The 15,134-nt window shown below is 60.4% G+C and carries 10 protein-coding genes; 3 read left to right on the forward strand and 7 right to left on the reverse strand.

Translation table 11 applies throughout. The features are described 5' to 3' along the window. Nucleotides 1-117: 117 nt before the first annotated feature. Complete coding sequence (locus tag BK660_RS21310) at nucleotides 118-783, reverse strand: DsbA family oxidoreductase (RefSeq protein WP_123434964.1); 666 nt, start codon at nucleotides 781-783, stop codon at nucleotides 118-120. A 535-nt stretch (nucleotides 784-1,318) separates the two neighbouring features. Here BK660_RS21310 and BK660_RS21320 point away from each other — a divergent pair. Then, nucleotides 1,319-1,675: a DUF6124 family protein gene (locus BK660_RS21320; protein WP_123434965.1), complete on the forward strand. Its 357-nt coding sequence runs from the start codon at nucleotides 1,319-1,321 to the stop codon at nucleotides 1,673-1,675. Nucleotides 1,676-1,807: 132 nt separating this feature from the next. Here the strand turns inward: BK660_RS21320 and BK660_RS21325 are convergent, their stop codons facing one another. Further along, nucleotides 1,808-2,842, reverse strand: coding sequence for an alpha/beta fold hydrolase (locus BK660_RS21325; RefSeq protein ID WP_123434966.1), 1,035 nt, complete (start codon nucleotides 2,840-2,842; stop codon nucleotides 1,808-1,810). A gap of 204 nt (nucleotides 2,843-3,046) precedes the next feature. Between BK660_RS21325 and BK660_RS21330 the strand changes: the two genes are divergently transcribed. Further along, the gene (locus BK660_RS21330; RefSeq protein ID WP_123434967.1) at nucleotides 3,047-8,275 is read left to right on the forward strand and encodes a dermonecrotic toxin domain-containing protein; all 5,229 of its coding nucleotides are present in this window, start codon (nucleotides 3,047-3,049) and stop codon (nucleotides 8,273-8,275) included. A gap of 45 nt (nucleotides 8,276-8,320) precedes the next feature. Here the strand turns inward: BK660_RS21330 and metE are convergent, their stop codons facing one another. Next, nucleotides 8,321-10,645, reverse strand: a complete 2,325-nt coding sequence (gene metE / locus BK660_RS21335; RefSeq protein WP_123434968.1) for a 5-methyltetrahydropteroyltriglutamate--homocysteine S-methyltransferase — start codon at nucleotides 10,643-10,645, stop codon at nucleotides 8,321-8,323. Between the two features lie 107 nt (nucleotides 10,646-10,752). On the opposite strand from metE, the gene metR reads away from it, so the two are divergent. After that, nucleotides 10,753-11,670, forward strand: a complete 918-nt coding sequence (metR, locus tag BK660_RS21340; RefSeq protein WP_123434969.1) for a transcriptional regulator MetR — start codon at nucleotides 10,753-10,755, stop codon at nucleotides 11,668-11,670. Nucleotides 11,671-11,836: 166 nt separating this feature from the next. Here metR and BK660_RS21350 read toward each other — a convergent pair whose 3' ends face one another. The 4 genes from BK660_RS21350 to nosR all read right to left on the reverse strand — a co-directional run bounded on the left by BK660_RS21350 (nucleotide 11,837) and on the right by nosR (nucleotide 14,944). Beyond that, nucleotides 11,837-12,352: a GNAT family N-acetyltransferase gene (locus BK660_RS21350; RefSeq protein ID WP_123434971.1), complete on the reverse strand. Its 516-nt coding sequence runs from the start codon at nucleotides 12,350-12,352 to the stop codon at nucleotides 11,837-11,839. Between the two features lie 2 nt (nucleotides 12,353-12,354). Next, nucleotides 12,355-12,993: a LysE family translocator gene (locus tag BK660_RS21355; RefSeq protein WP_123434972.1), complete on the reverse strand. Its 639-nt coding sequence runs from the start codon at nucleotides 12,991-12,993 to the stop codon at nucleotides 12,355-12,357. Between the two features lie 24 nt (nucleotides 12,994-13,017). Next, nucleotides 13,018-13,452, reverse strand: coding sequence for an NUDIX hydrolase (locus BK660_RS21360; protein WP_123434973.1), 435 nt, complete (start codon nucleotides 13,450-13,452; stop codon nucleotides 13,018-13,020). Between the two features lie 133 nt (nucleotides 13,453-13,585). Beyond that, a complete protein-coding gene (gene nosR, locus BK660_RS21365) occupies nucleotides 13,586-14,944 on the reverse strand; it encodes a response regulator c-di-GMP phosphodiesterase, NosR family (protein ID WP_123434974.1) in 1,359 nt (452 codons plus the stop codon). Nucleotides 14,945-15,134: the final 190 nt, after the last annotated feature.

The following is a 15,134-nucleotide window of genomic DNA, read 5'->3' on the forward strand; positions in this document are numbered from 1 at the left end:
CCCCCTGTGGGAGCGAGCCTGCTCGCGAAGAGGCAGTCAGCTTCAACGTCATGGTTGAATGACCCACCGCCTTCGCGAGCAGGCTCGCTCCCACAGTGACCCGCGCTCGCCGCACGATCAGATAACCGTACCGCCCTTCGCCTCACTCATGATCTGCCGGATCGCCCCGACAAACGTCTCCACCGGTTGCCCGCCAGTGACGGCGTACTGCCCGTTGAACACCACCGTCGGCACTGAACTCACGCCACGGGTCAGCCACAATTGCTCTTCCTCAACCACCTCTTTGGCGTATTCATCCGACGCCAGAATCGCCTCGGCCCGCTGCCGATTGAGCCCTACGCTTTCAGCAATCTGTGCCAACTGCCCGTGATCGGACGGGTTGCCGCCGTCGGTGAAATACGCCTTGAACAGTGCTTCTTTCAGGTTGAACTGCAAGCCTTCCAGCCCCGCCCAGTACAGCAACCGATGAGCATCAAAGGTGTTGTAGATGCGGCTGTTGCCGTCGGTGCGAAACGCAAACCCGACCTCGGCGCCACGGGCGCGGATCATTTCGCGGTTCTTCTGGGATTGCTCGGGGGTCGAGCCGTATTTTTCGCTGATGTGTTCGGTGATGTTCTGCCCTTCGGGGCCCATCTTCGGGTTCAGCTCGAATGGCTGGAAGCGGATCTCGGCCTGGACCTCATCGCGCAAAATTTCCAGCGCCCGGGTCAGGCCGTACAGGCCGACAACGCACCAGGGGCAGGACACGTCGCTGACGAAATCAATTTTCAAAGGGGTACTCATCACACACCTCGCTGGCTGGATCGCGCGGGAAAGCTGGAACGATACACCCGACAGGCCCACGGTGGCAGCCATACCACAATCCCCTGTGGGAGCGGGCTTGCTCGCGAAGGCGTCGTGTCAGTCAACATCTGCTTTGACTGATACACCGCCTTCGCGAGCAAGCCCGCTCCCACACTAGATCTGCGGTGTTTTTGGGGGCGTGTTTAGTTCTGTTTAAGGTTACTTCCTGAAAGCTACAGTGCCTTGCGCCATCGCCTACAACCACGTCAGAATCCGCCGGCTTGTGCGCCTGGAGGCCCGTCGGTAACTTGGTCCTGTCACTGATTTCCAGTGATCGGGTTTAGTAGCCCGGGTAGGTTTTATCGGATGCACAAGTGTCATTCAGTCAGGTATCCGCCTGCACTTGATGGTGGCTGTGCGCTTGGCGCCCTCGGGCGCGCCGGTTTGATTCCTCCCGGTCTACTAACCTGCGCACAGCCGCCACCCATTCCGTTTAGTAGCGAGAGGGTTGCGGCTCTACTAGAGGAATGCACTTATGTTCAAAGTTACGCCGAACCCACCGGAAACCGACGACGTTTCCCCCTACGAAACCCCAGAGTCCAAAAAGCTCAACAAAGCCGCCGACCGCGCCCTCGATTACTACCTCAAACCGGTCATCCCCAAAGACACTCCGCGCAAACCCAGCACCATCTACTTCGTCGCCCCCGACACTGATCACGAAACCCTGTTGGTCAACGCCAGTGAGACGTTGGCGTCAGCGAGTGTGATGTTGAGTGATTTCGCGGGGCAGTTGAACGGCACACAGCGTCACACGCTGCTGGGGATTCAGCACTCCGTCATGCTCGGCGAACTGGCGGTGAACCGGATGCTGGATAACGTCGTCCCGACGTAATCCCCAAGCTGTAGGAACACCTAAAACCTGTGGGAGCGAGCCTGCTCGCGAAGAGGCCATCACATTCAACAGTGATGTTGACTGACAGGCCTCTTTCGCGAGCAGGCTCGCTCCCACATTGGGTTTTGAGGGTTACAGAAGATTCGGGGACGGCACCGGATCGATCTGCGCCCAATGCGAAGTGTCTTCGCGATGGGCCTGCAAGTACGGCAGCACTGCCGACAGCAACGGTGCCTTGAACGCTTCCTGGAAGCGATGCGCCAAGCCCGGGATCAGCACCAACTGACTGCCACGAATGTGCGCCGCCAGATGCACACCATGCATCACCGGCAACAACGGATCGGCCGTGCCGTGCACCACCAGCGTCGGCACGCGTAACTGGTTGAGCAAATCCACACGACTGCGCTCGGCGAGGATCGCCATGATCTGGCGCTTCACGCCTTCGGGGTTGAACGCCCGGTCGTAGGACTGCGCCGCTTGATGCAGCAACGCCTGCCGATCATCCGTCACCGATGGGCTGCCCAAGGCTGCCAACAAATCCGCCTGTTGTTCCAGCGCCACTTCGCGATTCGGCGCGCCACGACGCGACAGCAATTGCACCAGCGCCGCACTTGGCGCCGGCAAGCCTTCGGCCCCGGAACTGGTCATGATCAGCGTCAGGCTTTCCACCCGCTGCGGCGCCATCGCCGCCATGTGCTGGGCAATCATCCCGCCCATGCTCGCGCCCAATACGTGGAATTGCTCGACGTGCAAGGCGTCCATCAGGCCCAACGCATCGTCGGCCATGTCGGTCAGGGTGTACGGCGCCGACACCGGCAAGCCGAGTTTGTAGCGCAAGGCTTCGAACGTCAGGTTGGCCTCGGCCGGGGTTTGCCGCCAGGTGGACAGGCCGACATCACGATTGTCGTAACGAATCACCCGGAAACCCTGCTGACACAGCGCCACCACCACCTCGTCCGGCCAGTGAATCAACTGCCCGCCCAGGCCCATCACCAGCAACAAGGCAGGGTCCGACGCACGGCCGATGCTCTGGTACGCCAGGCTCACCTGCGCCAGATCGACGTGTTCGGTTGGAACGTTGATATCACAACGAGACGCCGCAAAGGACGGTAGGCCAAACAACAACGCGGCCAGAAAGGCCGCTGTTGATAAAAATCGTGCACGCATGAAAAACACCGAAACGCAGAACCCCAGTAGAGCGCGAGTCTGATGAAGTTTGTTCAAGCGCGCTGCCACAGTTGCGTGACAGTTTCGTGAATCTCGCCCAATGGTCGATGCGATAACTATGTAGTGCCATGGACCGTGGCAGATTTCTTTTAATGCAGCGCTTCAAGAGCGGATACGCCGCTCCCTGCACAGAGCCACGTTGCCATGAAAGAAAGCGCGTTCAGTCCCCTGCCTGTCTCCCCGCCAATCACGATGGCGACCCATCCGCCCCTGAAGAACAACCCCGATGAAAGCCTGTTACTCAGCGCTACGGCACGCTGGCGCGACAGCAGCCAGGGCCTGCAAGCGATGTTCACCGCCGCGCCGTTGCGAACCCGACTCACTGACCCCTCGCTCAACCAACGCTGGACGGCCTATTGGGACGCCCGGGCACCCGGTACGCCGGTGTCGCGACGCGAGCGGGCGGCTCAGTTGTACCGCAGCCATTTCGAGGCCTGCGCTCAAGTGGCCTTCGCGCGCAGAACCCTGACGGCAGAGCAGTTGCAGACGCTATTGTTGATCCCTTCCCCTCCCGATTCCGGTCTGCGCCTGAACGATCAACCCCTCCACATCGAGCAGTTGACCCTGATACTGAGCGACAGCGGCACGCTGAAACTCCCGGCGGCCTGGGTCATCAGCGTGGGCGAACGCCAACCCGTCACGCAGTGGCTGTATTTGCCGAGCCGGGCTGTTCCCGTTCAGGTCTTCAACCAGCGCAGTGACATGGAAGACTGGTTGTCTGAACAATCTCTCGTCCCGCAGGGCCTGCCCGATGATGACGTGCGGTTTGAATACGCCGCGAAAGATCAGCCTCTGACGGTCGGCATCACTGAGCAGCTGTTACGCCCGCAGTACGCGAACGCCATCGTTTTCGCTTTACCTCCAGACCTTGAAACCCTGCTGCCAGACAACCCTGTTGGGGAGGATGAACAGTCGCTGTTCGACAGTCTGTTTGCCGATATCCCCTGGCCCCAGCGCCAGGCCTCGCTGAACCGGCAGCGCGATGCACTCGAGACGCTGCTGGGCGATGAACTCGAAAGCGATCGTCAACAAACATTCAAAGAGGCATTGAAGACGCTGGAGACGGCAGAGCAAGTCGCCGATACGGCCGCGTCCGCCCTGCTTTACAGGGCGCGCACCCTCGACTTCGTGACCATCAATCGCGAGTTCAGTGCGCTCTATCAGGCGCACAAGGATGGCCTGCGTGCCGAGGCCCAGCTTCAACTGGCGCTCAAACAGCTCGACAGCGATGAATTCAGCCTGGTTGAAGCGGTGTTGGACTCGCCGCTCGCGGCCGATCGTGACGCGGCCATTACCGTCGCCAGCGTGACGCTGTCGATGACTGAGGCAAACACCGGCGTCAAAACCGAAGCACTCATCGGCCCTTTCGTCATCTCCCGAGCGCCGCTCGATGCCCCATCGACGCACAGTCTGTTGCTGTACTGGCCCGGCGCCGGCGGCGGTTTGCAACGGTTCGCCAATTGCGCAGAACTGGAACGGCAGGTGTTCAGGATTCAGGACGGGGACACGGTTCTGGCCTTGAGAATGAGCAAAATCGAGACCGATCCGCTGCAGTACAGCCTCAATAAACAAACGAGCCATTTCGAAGAACAAGCAGCGCACATACGCCAACAGTTTCCTGATGCAGCCCAGGCCCGGCAGCGTGCAGATGAACTGGAAAAGCTGCGCAAAAAAACGCTGGCCGCCTTGCAAGTCCCGGTGCCGGCCGCCAGGAGCCTGGCCTTCTCGCACCTGCTGGAACAAAGCCGTAGCGCGACCCTTTTTTCTTTGCTGCCCAGCTGGCTGGCCAGGTTATCGGGCGCCGAACGCGTTGAGCTCAAGGGTTTGTTCCAGGGCTACATTCTGGCAATGCGCCGTAGTCATGAACAGCTGGAGATCGCCCTTCCCTCCCGTGACGATTTCACCCGCCAGCAGGTGCAAGCCCGTCTGCGCAAAGACTTCTCGCTCAATGGGCATTTTGTCGTGCAATTGGATCTGCCCGACTCGGTGACGCTGCAAAAACAATTATCCGATGGCGCGGCCCCTGGAACCCCGCAGAAACTCGTCGCAGTGCCCAGTGCAAGCCGCAGCAAAATGTCACTCGAAGAACTTGTCCAGCTCAACGTCGACCCTACGCCCTCGATGCAGCTGGAACCCCTGTCACTGCGATTGGGATTTATGCGACTTGAAGTCACGGCGACGGATGAAACCGAACGCCAGGCGTTGGCAAGGGGTATCACCCAGCCTTGGTTGCGCAAGACGCTGCCCGAGCTGGACTTGTCCCAAGCCTACGAAAACCTGATTCGCGACGCCTTCATGGGCTCGGCCAGCGAGACCGCTTTCGTGAAAGAGTACCGGCGTGAATGCCTGATCGAGCCCTGGCGCCTGATGCTGCAATTGCAGGGGACCTGCGCACGCCTGCAAAAGCTGATCAATCAACACGAATGGCAGATTTTGAACATCGCCATTGATGCCGACACCCCGCAGGCCTGGAACGTTGAAAGCAAGCGCATTGTGCTCCTGCCGGCGTACCTGAGCGCCGGTGGCAAGGACACGCCGAACGAGGGCCCCACCACGTTGTCGGGGGTGACGTTCATTCAAGAGCAAGTCAGCGGGACAACCCTGCTGTATCTGCCGGACAGCCCCGACGGCCAGTGCCTGCGTCGCTACGACAATCTTGAGACGGCTCGCCGGGCCTTGTTCAATGCGTGCCTGCGCAGCGAGATGGTCAGTTACCTGGCAGGACGCGCCTTGCATGGCACAGTGAGAGCTCATGAAAGCCGCATCAACCAGGCCGTGCTCAAGCATTTCAACGCGATGATCGGGATTGGCCTGCCCTGGCCGAAAACCACCTCACTGTCGGCCCATTTGCTCAATGCGCACATGGGGCGACTGATCGAAGCGCATCGCGCAACCTCCCGCTCCAACAATGCCTTGTACCTGGAACGCTACGCGCTCAGCGGTCCGAGGGCGTTCAACTACATGAAAATGGCCTTGGGCATGGTGCCCTTTGTCGGCGCGGGCATTGCTCTCTACGATGCCTGGCACAGCGCCAACCAAGCCGTCGCGGCCCTGTTGCGTGGTGAGGCAGGCGACGGCCTGACGGAGATTGAATCGGCGGTGCTGTCACTGATCGATGCCGCCATGGACCTACTTCCTGGCGCGTCCGCAGGATCCCGGTCAGCCAAGGGCGCACGTTCACTGACCCGGCTTCGTCAACTCAACGCATTGGGCAAAAGCGCGGGGGCGCTGCAAGGGAAGTCAAGGCGCCAGGCGCGGCATGGCTTCAATCGCTTCGCCGGTTACGATTACCAAAAGCCGATCTCTCTTGCCGGCTTGCAACCGGCCACCCACGGGATCTACCGCAACATTTACCGGCACGCAGACGGCGACTTTATCGTGCGCCAGGGGCGCATCTTCCAGGTTGAACGCAGTACGGATTCACGTAACTGGCGACTGACCGGCACTCATCAAAAAACCTATAAACAACCCATCGGCCTTGATGAGGCGGGCCGTTGGGACACTTACTTCGGTGTCTACGGAGTGACCTTTGAGGGTGGCGGACTGGGCGGCGGTGGGGTGCTCGGGCACCTGGCGGACGGGCTGGACCCGCTCTGGCCGGCGGCCATTCGCGCACGCCTGCCACGCTGGTGGGCCGATCATGCCTTTCGCCGCCATCACCAATTGACCGAAGCCGCCGATGACTTCGCCCCGAAACTCGACACCCAAGTCCCGCGGACCAATGCCCTGATCGAAGAGTACAACGCCAGTACCGAAGCTCATCGCCCGACGCTGATGCCCGCGATAGAAGCCGCGTGTATCGGCGACATCGAACTGGCCGGCAGGCGCTACCAGACGCTGGTTGAACTTTCGCCCCTCACTCACGGCAACAAAAAACGCGTGCTGCGGGACATGCAGAGCCATGACGCCTTGTTGATCGCTGACCGGTACAAACAACGGGTGTACTTTGCCAACCGTCGGACAAACCCGCTGATCGACAGCATCGACGCGCTTGTCGAGCACCTTGATGAACTGCCGGACGACGCGCTCAGTGAGCGTTTCCAGATGCTGCGAGACATCCGCAAGTTACGTGTGGATTTTGTACGCGAGCTGGATCAAGTCGATGCAGGTATGCGCAATCTCAACCTGTGGTACGAACGCATAACGGTCAGCAGCCACAAGGCACAACTGACCGGCGAAGTCATGATGTTGAACAAGCGGCTCAGCGAGACCAACCTGCTCTACTTGAGAACCGGCCACCTGCTGGAAATCGTCAAACGCTTTGACACCACCCCGGATATCTCCTGGTTCTATCTGCAAGGACAGGCGGAGAATCTGCGGGCCAAAGTCGATCGCGCGTTGTTCACCCAATACAGCCTGCCGGAAGTCACCGCCACCAGAGCCCAGCGCAACCAGATATTGCAGGAGTGCCTGGATCTGTATGGGCAGTTTCGCCGCGACATGAATGCCTGGACCGCGAGCTATCCGCAGCACTTCCATCTGGACGCCGTCGCCCCACTGCTGGAGGGTATCGAGAAAATGGCCGAACGAGCGCGCAGGGCCATCGATCAGCCGGCCCCTCCTTCCCCCGGCGGGCAACGCAGTAAAAAAGTTTTCACCACCGAAGATGATCATTTGCTGATCGGGGTGGAGCATTGGGAGTCGACTACCCAGACGCACCGATACACGGTGACAGGTCGGGGCGGATACGAGGAAATCTGGGAACTGGGCGCCAACGGCAAGTCTCGCCTGCTGAACCCGCAGACACAGACGTCTGGAGCGCCACAAAGAAACCTTCAGGCCTTGGTCGAAGATGCCAATAACCGTCTGCGATCCCAGGAAACCTACAAGGCCAGGGTTCAAGCCTATGCGGCTCAGGACATGCTTGGGGTCGATCTGGAGCACGTGATGGTCAGCGAGGCCAGCGAGCTGAACCGTCGCGCCCTCACTATCGAAGAACTTGCCCCGCACAATCCCCTCATTGAGCAACTGCGCGACAAGGCCACTGAACTCACGGCTACCGGGCGTCAAATGCGTACCCTCCAGTCGATACGAACGCAAAAACCTACCGATGGCATGCTCGACGACCTGGTCAGCCAAAACGCGGTGCAGATCCGTAAAACGGCGCCGATGAAAAATCTCGGCAAACGCCCTGGCGGACGGATCGATTACCTGCAGGAGTACCAAGTGTGGGACCTGACGGCCACGCCGCCCAAGGTGCTGTGGTACGCCCACTTCCACTACGGCAAGCCCGCACCGGCATTCGCCGAATTCGAGAAAGCCCACTTGAAACTGCCCGAGCACCGGTATCTGACCCACGCCGACAACGCGGCCCTTCCCTACGCCGATATCGGCAAAAGATCAGTCGCGCTAAAGCACTTCGAGCCGCTGTAGAGCGCAAAACGGGAGCGGTTTGGCCGCTCCCGTTTTGGGCTTTTTTTAGGCCAACTGGCTGCGCAGTTGTCGCGCCGCCGCCACCATATTGACCAACGCCGCCTCTGTCTCCGGCCACGCCCGGGTTTTCAATCCACAATCGGGGTTCACCCACAGGCGCTCGGCCGGAATCCGCTTTACGGCTTTGCTCATCAACTTGACCATTTCCGCGGTGTCCGGTACCCGTGGCGAGTGGATGTCGTAGACGCCCGGGCCGATGTCGTTCGGGTAGTCAAAGGCTTCGAACGCTTCCAGCAACTCCATGTCCGAACGCGAGGTTTCGAGGGTGATCACGTCGGCATCCATGTCTGCGATGGCCTTGATCACGTCGTTGAATTCGCTGTAGCACATGTGGGTGTGGATCTGGGTTTCATCCCGTACACCGCTGGCACTCAAGCGGAAGGCGTGTACCGCCCAATCTAGGTATTCCTGCCACTGCGCCTGGCGCAACGGCAAGCCTTCGCGGAACGCTGCTTCATCGATCTGGACGATTTTGATGCCGGCGTTTTCCAGGTCCACCACTTCGTCACGCAGGGCCAGCGCCAACTGCTGCGCCTGGATTTTGCGCGACACGTCTTCACGGGGAAACGACCACATCAGCATGGTCACGGGACCGGTGAGCATGCCTTTCATGACCTTGTCGGTCAGGCCCTGTGCATAAGTGATCCAGACGACGGTCATGGCCTTCGGGCGGCTGAGGTCGCCGTAGATGATCGCCGGTTTCACACAGCGCGAGCCGTAGCTCTGCACCCAGCCGAAACGGGTGAACAGGTAGCCGTCGAGTTGCTCGGCGAAGTATTCGACCATGTCGTTGCGTTCGGCTTCACCGTGCACCAGCACGTCCAGCCCAAGGCGTTCCTGTATTTCAACGGCATGGCGGATTTCGCTGTGCATGGCGTCGGTGTAATCGTTGGCCGACAGCTTGCCTTGCTTGAACGCCTGACGCGCCAGACGGATCGAACCGGTCTGTGGGAACGAACCGATGGTGGTGGTCGGGAATGCCGGTAATTTCAGGCGAGCGCGCTGCTGTTCGATGCGTTGGGCAAACGGCGAATGGCGTTGGCTGTCCGCTGCGCCGATGGCGTTGATGCGCGCCTGCACGGCGGCTTTATGGATACGCGGCGACTCGGCGCGACTGACCTGAATCGCTCGGCTTTCGGCCAGCGCGGCGCGTACGTTGGGCGATTGCGGATCGTTGAGGGCGTCGCGCAGCACGGCGATTTCGCCACACTTCTGCACGGCAAACGCCAGCCAGCTTTTCAGCTCCGGGTCGAGTTTGTCTTCGCGCTCCAGGTCCACCGGGCTGTGCAGCAGCGAGCAAGAACTGCTGACCCACAGGTTGTCGCCAAAACGTTCCTGGGCCGGTTGCAGTTGCGCCAACACTTGCTCCAGTTCACAGCGCCAGACGTTGCGACCGTTGACCAGCCCGACCGAGAGAATCTTGTAGGTCGGCAGACGATCGAGCACCTGGCCCAGTTGATCCGGCGCACGCACGGCGTCGATGTGCAGGCCTTGCACCGGCAGGCCGACGGCCAGGCCAAGGTTGTCTTCCAGGCCGCTGAAGTAGGTCGCCACCAGTTTTTTCAGCGGCGAATACTGAAGGATGTGATAAGCGCGTTCGAACGCATTTTTCCACGCTTGCGGCAGGTCGAGGGTCAGGATCGGTTCGTCGATCTGCACCCATTCCACGCCTTGCGCGGCGAGGCGCCCGAGGATTTCGTTGTACACCGGCAGCAGACGTTCCAGCAGGTCGAGTTTGTCGAAGTCGTTGCCACCGCCCTTGGATTTGCCCTTGCCCAGCCACAGGTAAGTCAAAGGGCCGATGATCACCGGTTTGACGTTGTGACCGAGGGCCTTGGCTTCGTCGACTTCATCGAACAGTTGCTCCCAACTCAGCTTGAATTGCTGGTCAGCGCTGAATTCCGGGACCAGGTAGTGGTAGTTGGTGTCGAACCACTTGGTCAGTTCCTGGGCGTATTGCGCGGTGCCGTGGTCGCCGTCGCAGCAGCTCGCGGTGGCGCCTCGGGCCATGGCGAACAGGGTGTCGAGGGTCGACTGGCCGCTGGCATCCCTGGCGCTGTCGAAACGCTCGGGGATCACGCCGAAGGTCAGGGAATGGGTCAGCACCTGGTCGTACCAGGCGAAGTCGCCGACCGGCAACAGGTCGATGCCGGCGTCTTTCTGCAATTGCCAGTGGGTGGCGCGCAGTTGCCGACCGACACGGTTCAGCGCGTCCTGATCGAGGTCGCCCTTCCAGTAGGATTCGAGGGCTTTTTTCAGTTCGCGGTCAGCGCCGATGCGTGGGAAACCGAGGGTGTGGGCCAGCGCCATGGTGAATTGCTCCTGTAAAAGATGGCGCTATTGTCGACAGCCAAGCCAACATGAGACAAACTCAACCTTTTCGTGTTGATCACAAGTTTTCCTCATGGAGCCATCCGGTGCTTGAAATCCGCCACCTCAAGACCCTGCACGCCTTGCGCGAAGCCGACAGCCTGGTCGATGCCGCTGACCGTTTGCACCTGACGCAATCGGCCCTGTCCCACCAGTTCAAGGAACTGGAGGAGCGCATGGGCATGCCGCTGTTCGTGCGCAAGACCAAACCGGTGCGCTTCACCAGTGCCGGCCTGCGCCTGCTGCAACTGGCCGACGCCACCCTACCGCTGCTGCGTGGCGCCGAGCGTGACATCGCGCGATTGGCGGGCGGCACGGCCGGACGGCTGCACATGGCGATCGAGTGCCACAGCTGCTTCCAGTGGCTGATGCCGACCATCGACCAGTTCCGCGATGCGTGGCCGGAAGTCGAACTGGACCTGGCGTCGGGCTTCTCCTTTGCCCCGCTGCCGGCGCTGGCCCGTGGCGATCTGGACCTGGTGGTGACTTCCGATCCGCTGGACATCGCCGGGATCACCTACGTGCCGTTGTTCACCTATGAAGCCATGTTGGCGGTGGCCAACCAGCACCGTCTGGCGAACAAGGCGTATATCGTCCCCGAAGACTTGCTCACGGAAACCTTGATCACTTATCCGGTGGAACGTGATCGACTGGACATCTTCACCCGTTTCCTCGAACCGGCCGACATCGAACCGGCACAGGTCCGCACTTCGGAACTGACGGTGATGATGATGCAACTGGTGGCCAGCGGTCGCGGCGTGTGCGGCATGCCGCATTGGGCGCTGCATGAATACAGCTCACGGGGTTATGTGAAGGCCAAGCGGCTGGGCGAGAAGGGATTGTTTGCGACGTTGTACGCGGGGATCCGCGCGGACATGCTGGATGCGCCGTACATGCGTGATTTCTTGCTGACGGCGAAGGATACGTCGTTCTCGACACTGGATGGTGTTAGCGCTGTTCGCTGATCAATTTTTCTGACAGCCCCCATTTACTGTGGCGAGGGGGCTTGCCCCCGTTCGGCTGCGCAGCAGTCGTAAATCTGGGGAATGCGGTTTACTTGAGGAAATCGGTGGATGGTTTTAGGGCTGCTTCGCAGCCCAACGGGGGCAAGCCCCCTCGCCACAGTAGCGTTTACACTTCAGGTTCCGCAGAGATCTCACGCCACATGTGGATCTTGTCGAAGTAGTCCTCGCCCACCCGCACCGCCAGCGGTTCCAGGCCGAACTGGATGAAGCCGCAGCGCTGGTACAGGTTGAACGCCGCGTCATTACCGGCGGTGACGGTCAGCTGAATCACCTTCAGCGCCGGATGCTGCTGCGCCTCGGCCAACGCTGCCTGCACCAACTGATACCCCAACCCGCGCTGACGAACCGTGCCGGACACGTACATGCCAAACAGGGTCGCCTTGTGCCGGGCCTTTTCCCGAGGTTCGAAGGCGAGACCGACGATGCCAACCAACCTGCCCTCCTCGAATGCGCCGAACACCACATCCAGCTTGCTGGTCAACCGCCCCTCCCACCAGCTCAACGGCATGGCGGCACGTTCGCGCACACTCGACGTAAACGCCTGCGGATGCCGGTCATAGGCTTCGAGCATCAGTTCCCGGTAAGGCAGCGCATGACTGGCGTCCAGCCGCTCAATCCACATGATCAAGCCGTCCTGCGTTGCTCAAGCATCAGCCGCACCGCCAGCGCCGCCAACACAAAACCCATGACATAACGCTGCACCGCCAGCCAGGTCGGGTTCCTGACGAACCACGAGGCGATGCCCGCCGCGAACAATGCGATCAGCAGGTTGACGCAGAAGCTGACGCTGATCTGGGTCAGGCCCAGAATGATGCTTTGGCTGAACACCGAGCCGTGTTCGGGGTTGATGAACTGCGGAAACACCGACAGGTAAAACACCGCAATCTTCGGGTTCAGCGCGCTGGTGAGAAAACCCATGGTGATCAGTTTGCGCGACGAGTCCGGCGGCAACTGCTGCGCTTCGAATGGCGACCGGGCACCGGGTTTGACCGCCTGCCAGGCCAGCCACAGCAAGTACAACGCCCCCGCCCATTTCAACACCTCATAGGCCATTGGCACCGCCAGGAACACCGCGGTCAAACCGGCCGCCGCAGCGAACAAATGCACGAAGAAGCCCGCGACCACGCCCAGCAAAGATGTCACGCCGGCCTTGCGCCCCTGACAGATCGAACGGGAGATCAGGTAGATCATGTTCGGCCCCGGCGTCAGCACCATCAGCAACGCGGCGGCGGCGAAAATCAGCAGGTCTTGAAGCGGGATCATGGGCAATCCTTCGTCCGGAAATGATCAGGCAGGCTCAGTCAGCGATGCTCGATAAAACGGCAGGATCAGGTCCCGTGTCAAGGGTGCCAGCGTGACACCGCCGTCGGTGGCCGGGTCGATCCAGATCACTTCTTCGATCTCGGCAGCCGGGGTGACGTCGACATCGATGGTCAGCAAAAACAGCTCGGCCTGTACGACAAAACCCGGCTCATTGGCCGCCGGTGCCGAGAATTGCCCAAGGTAGCTGACGTGCGCGGGGTCGATGATCAATCCCAGCTCTTCTTCCAGCTCGCGGGCCAGGGCGTGAACCGGTTGCTCATGGGCTTCGATCTTGCCGCCCGGTTGCATGAAGGCTTGGGTGCCGCGCTTGCGCACCAGCAATGTACGGCCGTCGGGGCCGATCAACAGGGCGGCGGCGATGCGGATGATGCGTGGCGAATCAGTAGATGGAAGGGTCATGGATCAGCAATGGCCTTGAATGCAAAGGGGCCAAGGATCACATGAGTATCGGTGCGTCGTCACGCCGAAAAACCCGTTCAAAGCACCGCCCGCCCCTTGCAGGAGCGAGCTTGCTGGCGATGAACCTGAGAACCTAACCTGCTTCGAGAATCGCGCCAGCGTCTTCTTCCGGGACTTTTACGAAAATGCTGTATTTCGCGCCTTCCATGGCTTCGAAGGCGATCAGCTTTTCCACCAGGGGGCCGTTCAGCACCTTACCGGCGTTGAGCAGCAGCATGCCATTGTCGGCGTTGAGGTTACGCGCCAGGATCATCCCCGCCGCCAATTCTCGTGTGGTCAGCACCTTGACCGTCGGGTCGGCCAGGGAGACATCGCTCAAGTACGCGGCGCAGACCTGAATGAAATCCTCCACCAGCCCGGGGTCGTAAAGTCGACCGGCGTAGCTGCGGATATAGACCAGCGCTTCACCGCTGTTCATCTGGCGCTCCAGGATCAGCCCGCGCTGCAATTCGATGAAATCCACCGCCAGTTTCAACAGCCGCGACCCGAGCGGGATCGCCTCGCCTTTGAGCTTGTCGGGAAAACCGCTGCCGTCCCAGCGCTCCTGATGGTGAAGTATCAGACGGGCGGCATCCTTCATTGGATCGAGCGTCATCAACAGCGATTCGCTCTGCTTTGGATAACTGCGATAGCGCTCGCGATCGTTGTGGTGCAGCAGGTCCGAAGGCGCAGTCATCATGCTGTCGGTCCAGCTCAACTTGCCGATGTTGTAGAGCGCCGCGGCCATGCTCAAGTCGCGGCTGGTGCCTTCATCCAGGCCATGCAGTTTGCAGTACACCCGCACCAGTTCGATGATCTGGCGGTTGGTCTGCTTGGCCGGCGGCAGACGCAAGTTGGCCAGCAACGAGAACACCTCGGTGCCGGTGACGTAGCTGCGCTTGAGTTCTTCGTAGGCCAGGTCGAGCATGTCGGCGGTCTGCTGGAGCTCAGCGGTGCGGGCCGCGACGTGTTTTTCCAGGGTGGTATTGAGCGATTTCAGCTGGTCGTTCTGCTGCCGCGTCAACTGCAACAGGCGTTGGCGTTCGCGCTCGGAATGCTGATGAGCCAAGGCCTGGCGCAAAGTCAGGAGCATTTCCTCGTCGTTCCAGGGTTTGCTGATATAGCGGTGGATCTGCCCTTCATTGATCGCTTTGACAATCGTCGGCAGATCGGCGTAACCGGTGAGCAGGATGCGGGTGGTTTGAGGGTGGTGCTGGTGGATATGCGCCAGCAGCGTGGCGCCGTCCATGTTGGGCATGCGTGCGTCGCTCATCACCAGGTCGATGGGTTGTTGCGCCATGATTTCCAGCGCCTGGGCACCACTGGTGGCCAGCAGCACGTCGTAGGACTGGCCACGTAACAGGCGGCGCAGGCTGTTGAGGATCGACTCCTCATCATCGACCAGCAGCACCTTGGGTTTTTCGATCAACGGTGTGTGGGTTTGCTCTTCCATGGCATGACCTCAAGTGAAACGGTACAGCAACGTGAAAAGCGCCGGGCAAACATCCCCTATTGCCCGAACCTGACCTACAGGCTAGATGATTTCTCGTCCCTCAACGAAATGATTCGTCTCAGCCAGCCCCACGAAGTCGTGGTCAGACGACTATGCTCAGTTCACTCGGATCCATTATCTGTACCCGTTC

It is taken from the genome of Pseudomonas brassicacearum, assembly GCF_003732265.1.
Taxonomy (GTDB): Bacteria; Pseudomonadota; Gammaproteobacteria; order Pseudomonadales; family Pseudomonadaceae; genus Aquipseudomonas; species Aquipseudomonas brassicacearum_D.

Bases quoted from the DNA above. Each gene is read 5' to 3' on its own strand.
- BK660_RS21310 (WP_123434964.1), bottom strand. From the start codon at position 783: ATGAGTACCCCTTTGAAAATTGATTTCGTCAGCGACGTGTCCTGCCCC.
- BK660_RS21350 (WP_123434971.1), bottom strand. From the start codon at position 12,352: ATGTGGATTGAGCGGCTGGACGCCAGTCATGCGCTGCCTTACCGGGAA.
- BK660_RS21360 (WP_123434973.1), bottom strand. From the start codon at position 13,452: ATGACCCTTCCATCTACTGATTCGCCACGCATCATCCGCATCGCCGCC.
- BK660_RS21320 (WP_123434965.1), top strand. From the start codon at position 1,319: ATGTTCAAAGTTACGCCGAACCCACCGGAAACCGACGACGTTTCCCCC.
- BK660_RS21330 (WP_123434967.1), top strand. From the start codon at position 3,047: ATGAAAGAAAGCGCGTTCAGTCCCCTGCCTGTCTCCCCGCCAATCACG.
- BK660_RS21355 (WP_123434972.1), bottom strand. From the start codon at position 12,993: ATGATCCCGCTTCAAGACCTGCTGATTTTCGCCGCCGCCGCGTTGCTG.
- nosR (WP_123434974.1), bottom strand. From the start codon at position 14,944: ATGGAAGAGCAAACCCACACACCGTTGATCGAAAAACCCAAGGTGCTG.
- BK660_RS21325 (WP_123434966.1), bottom strand. From the start codon at position 2,842: ATGCGTGCACGATTTTTATCAACAGCGGCCTTTCTGGCCGCGTTGTTG.
- metE (WP_123434968.1), bottom strand. From the start codon at position 10,645: ATGGCGCTGGCCCACACCCTCGGTTTCCCACGCATCGGCGCTGACCGC.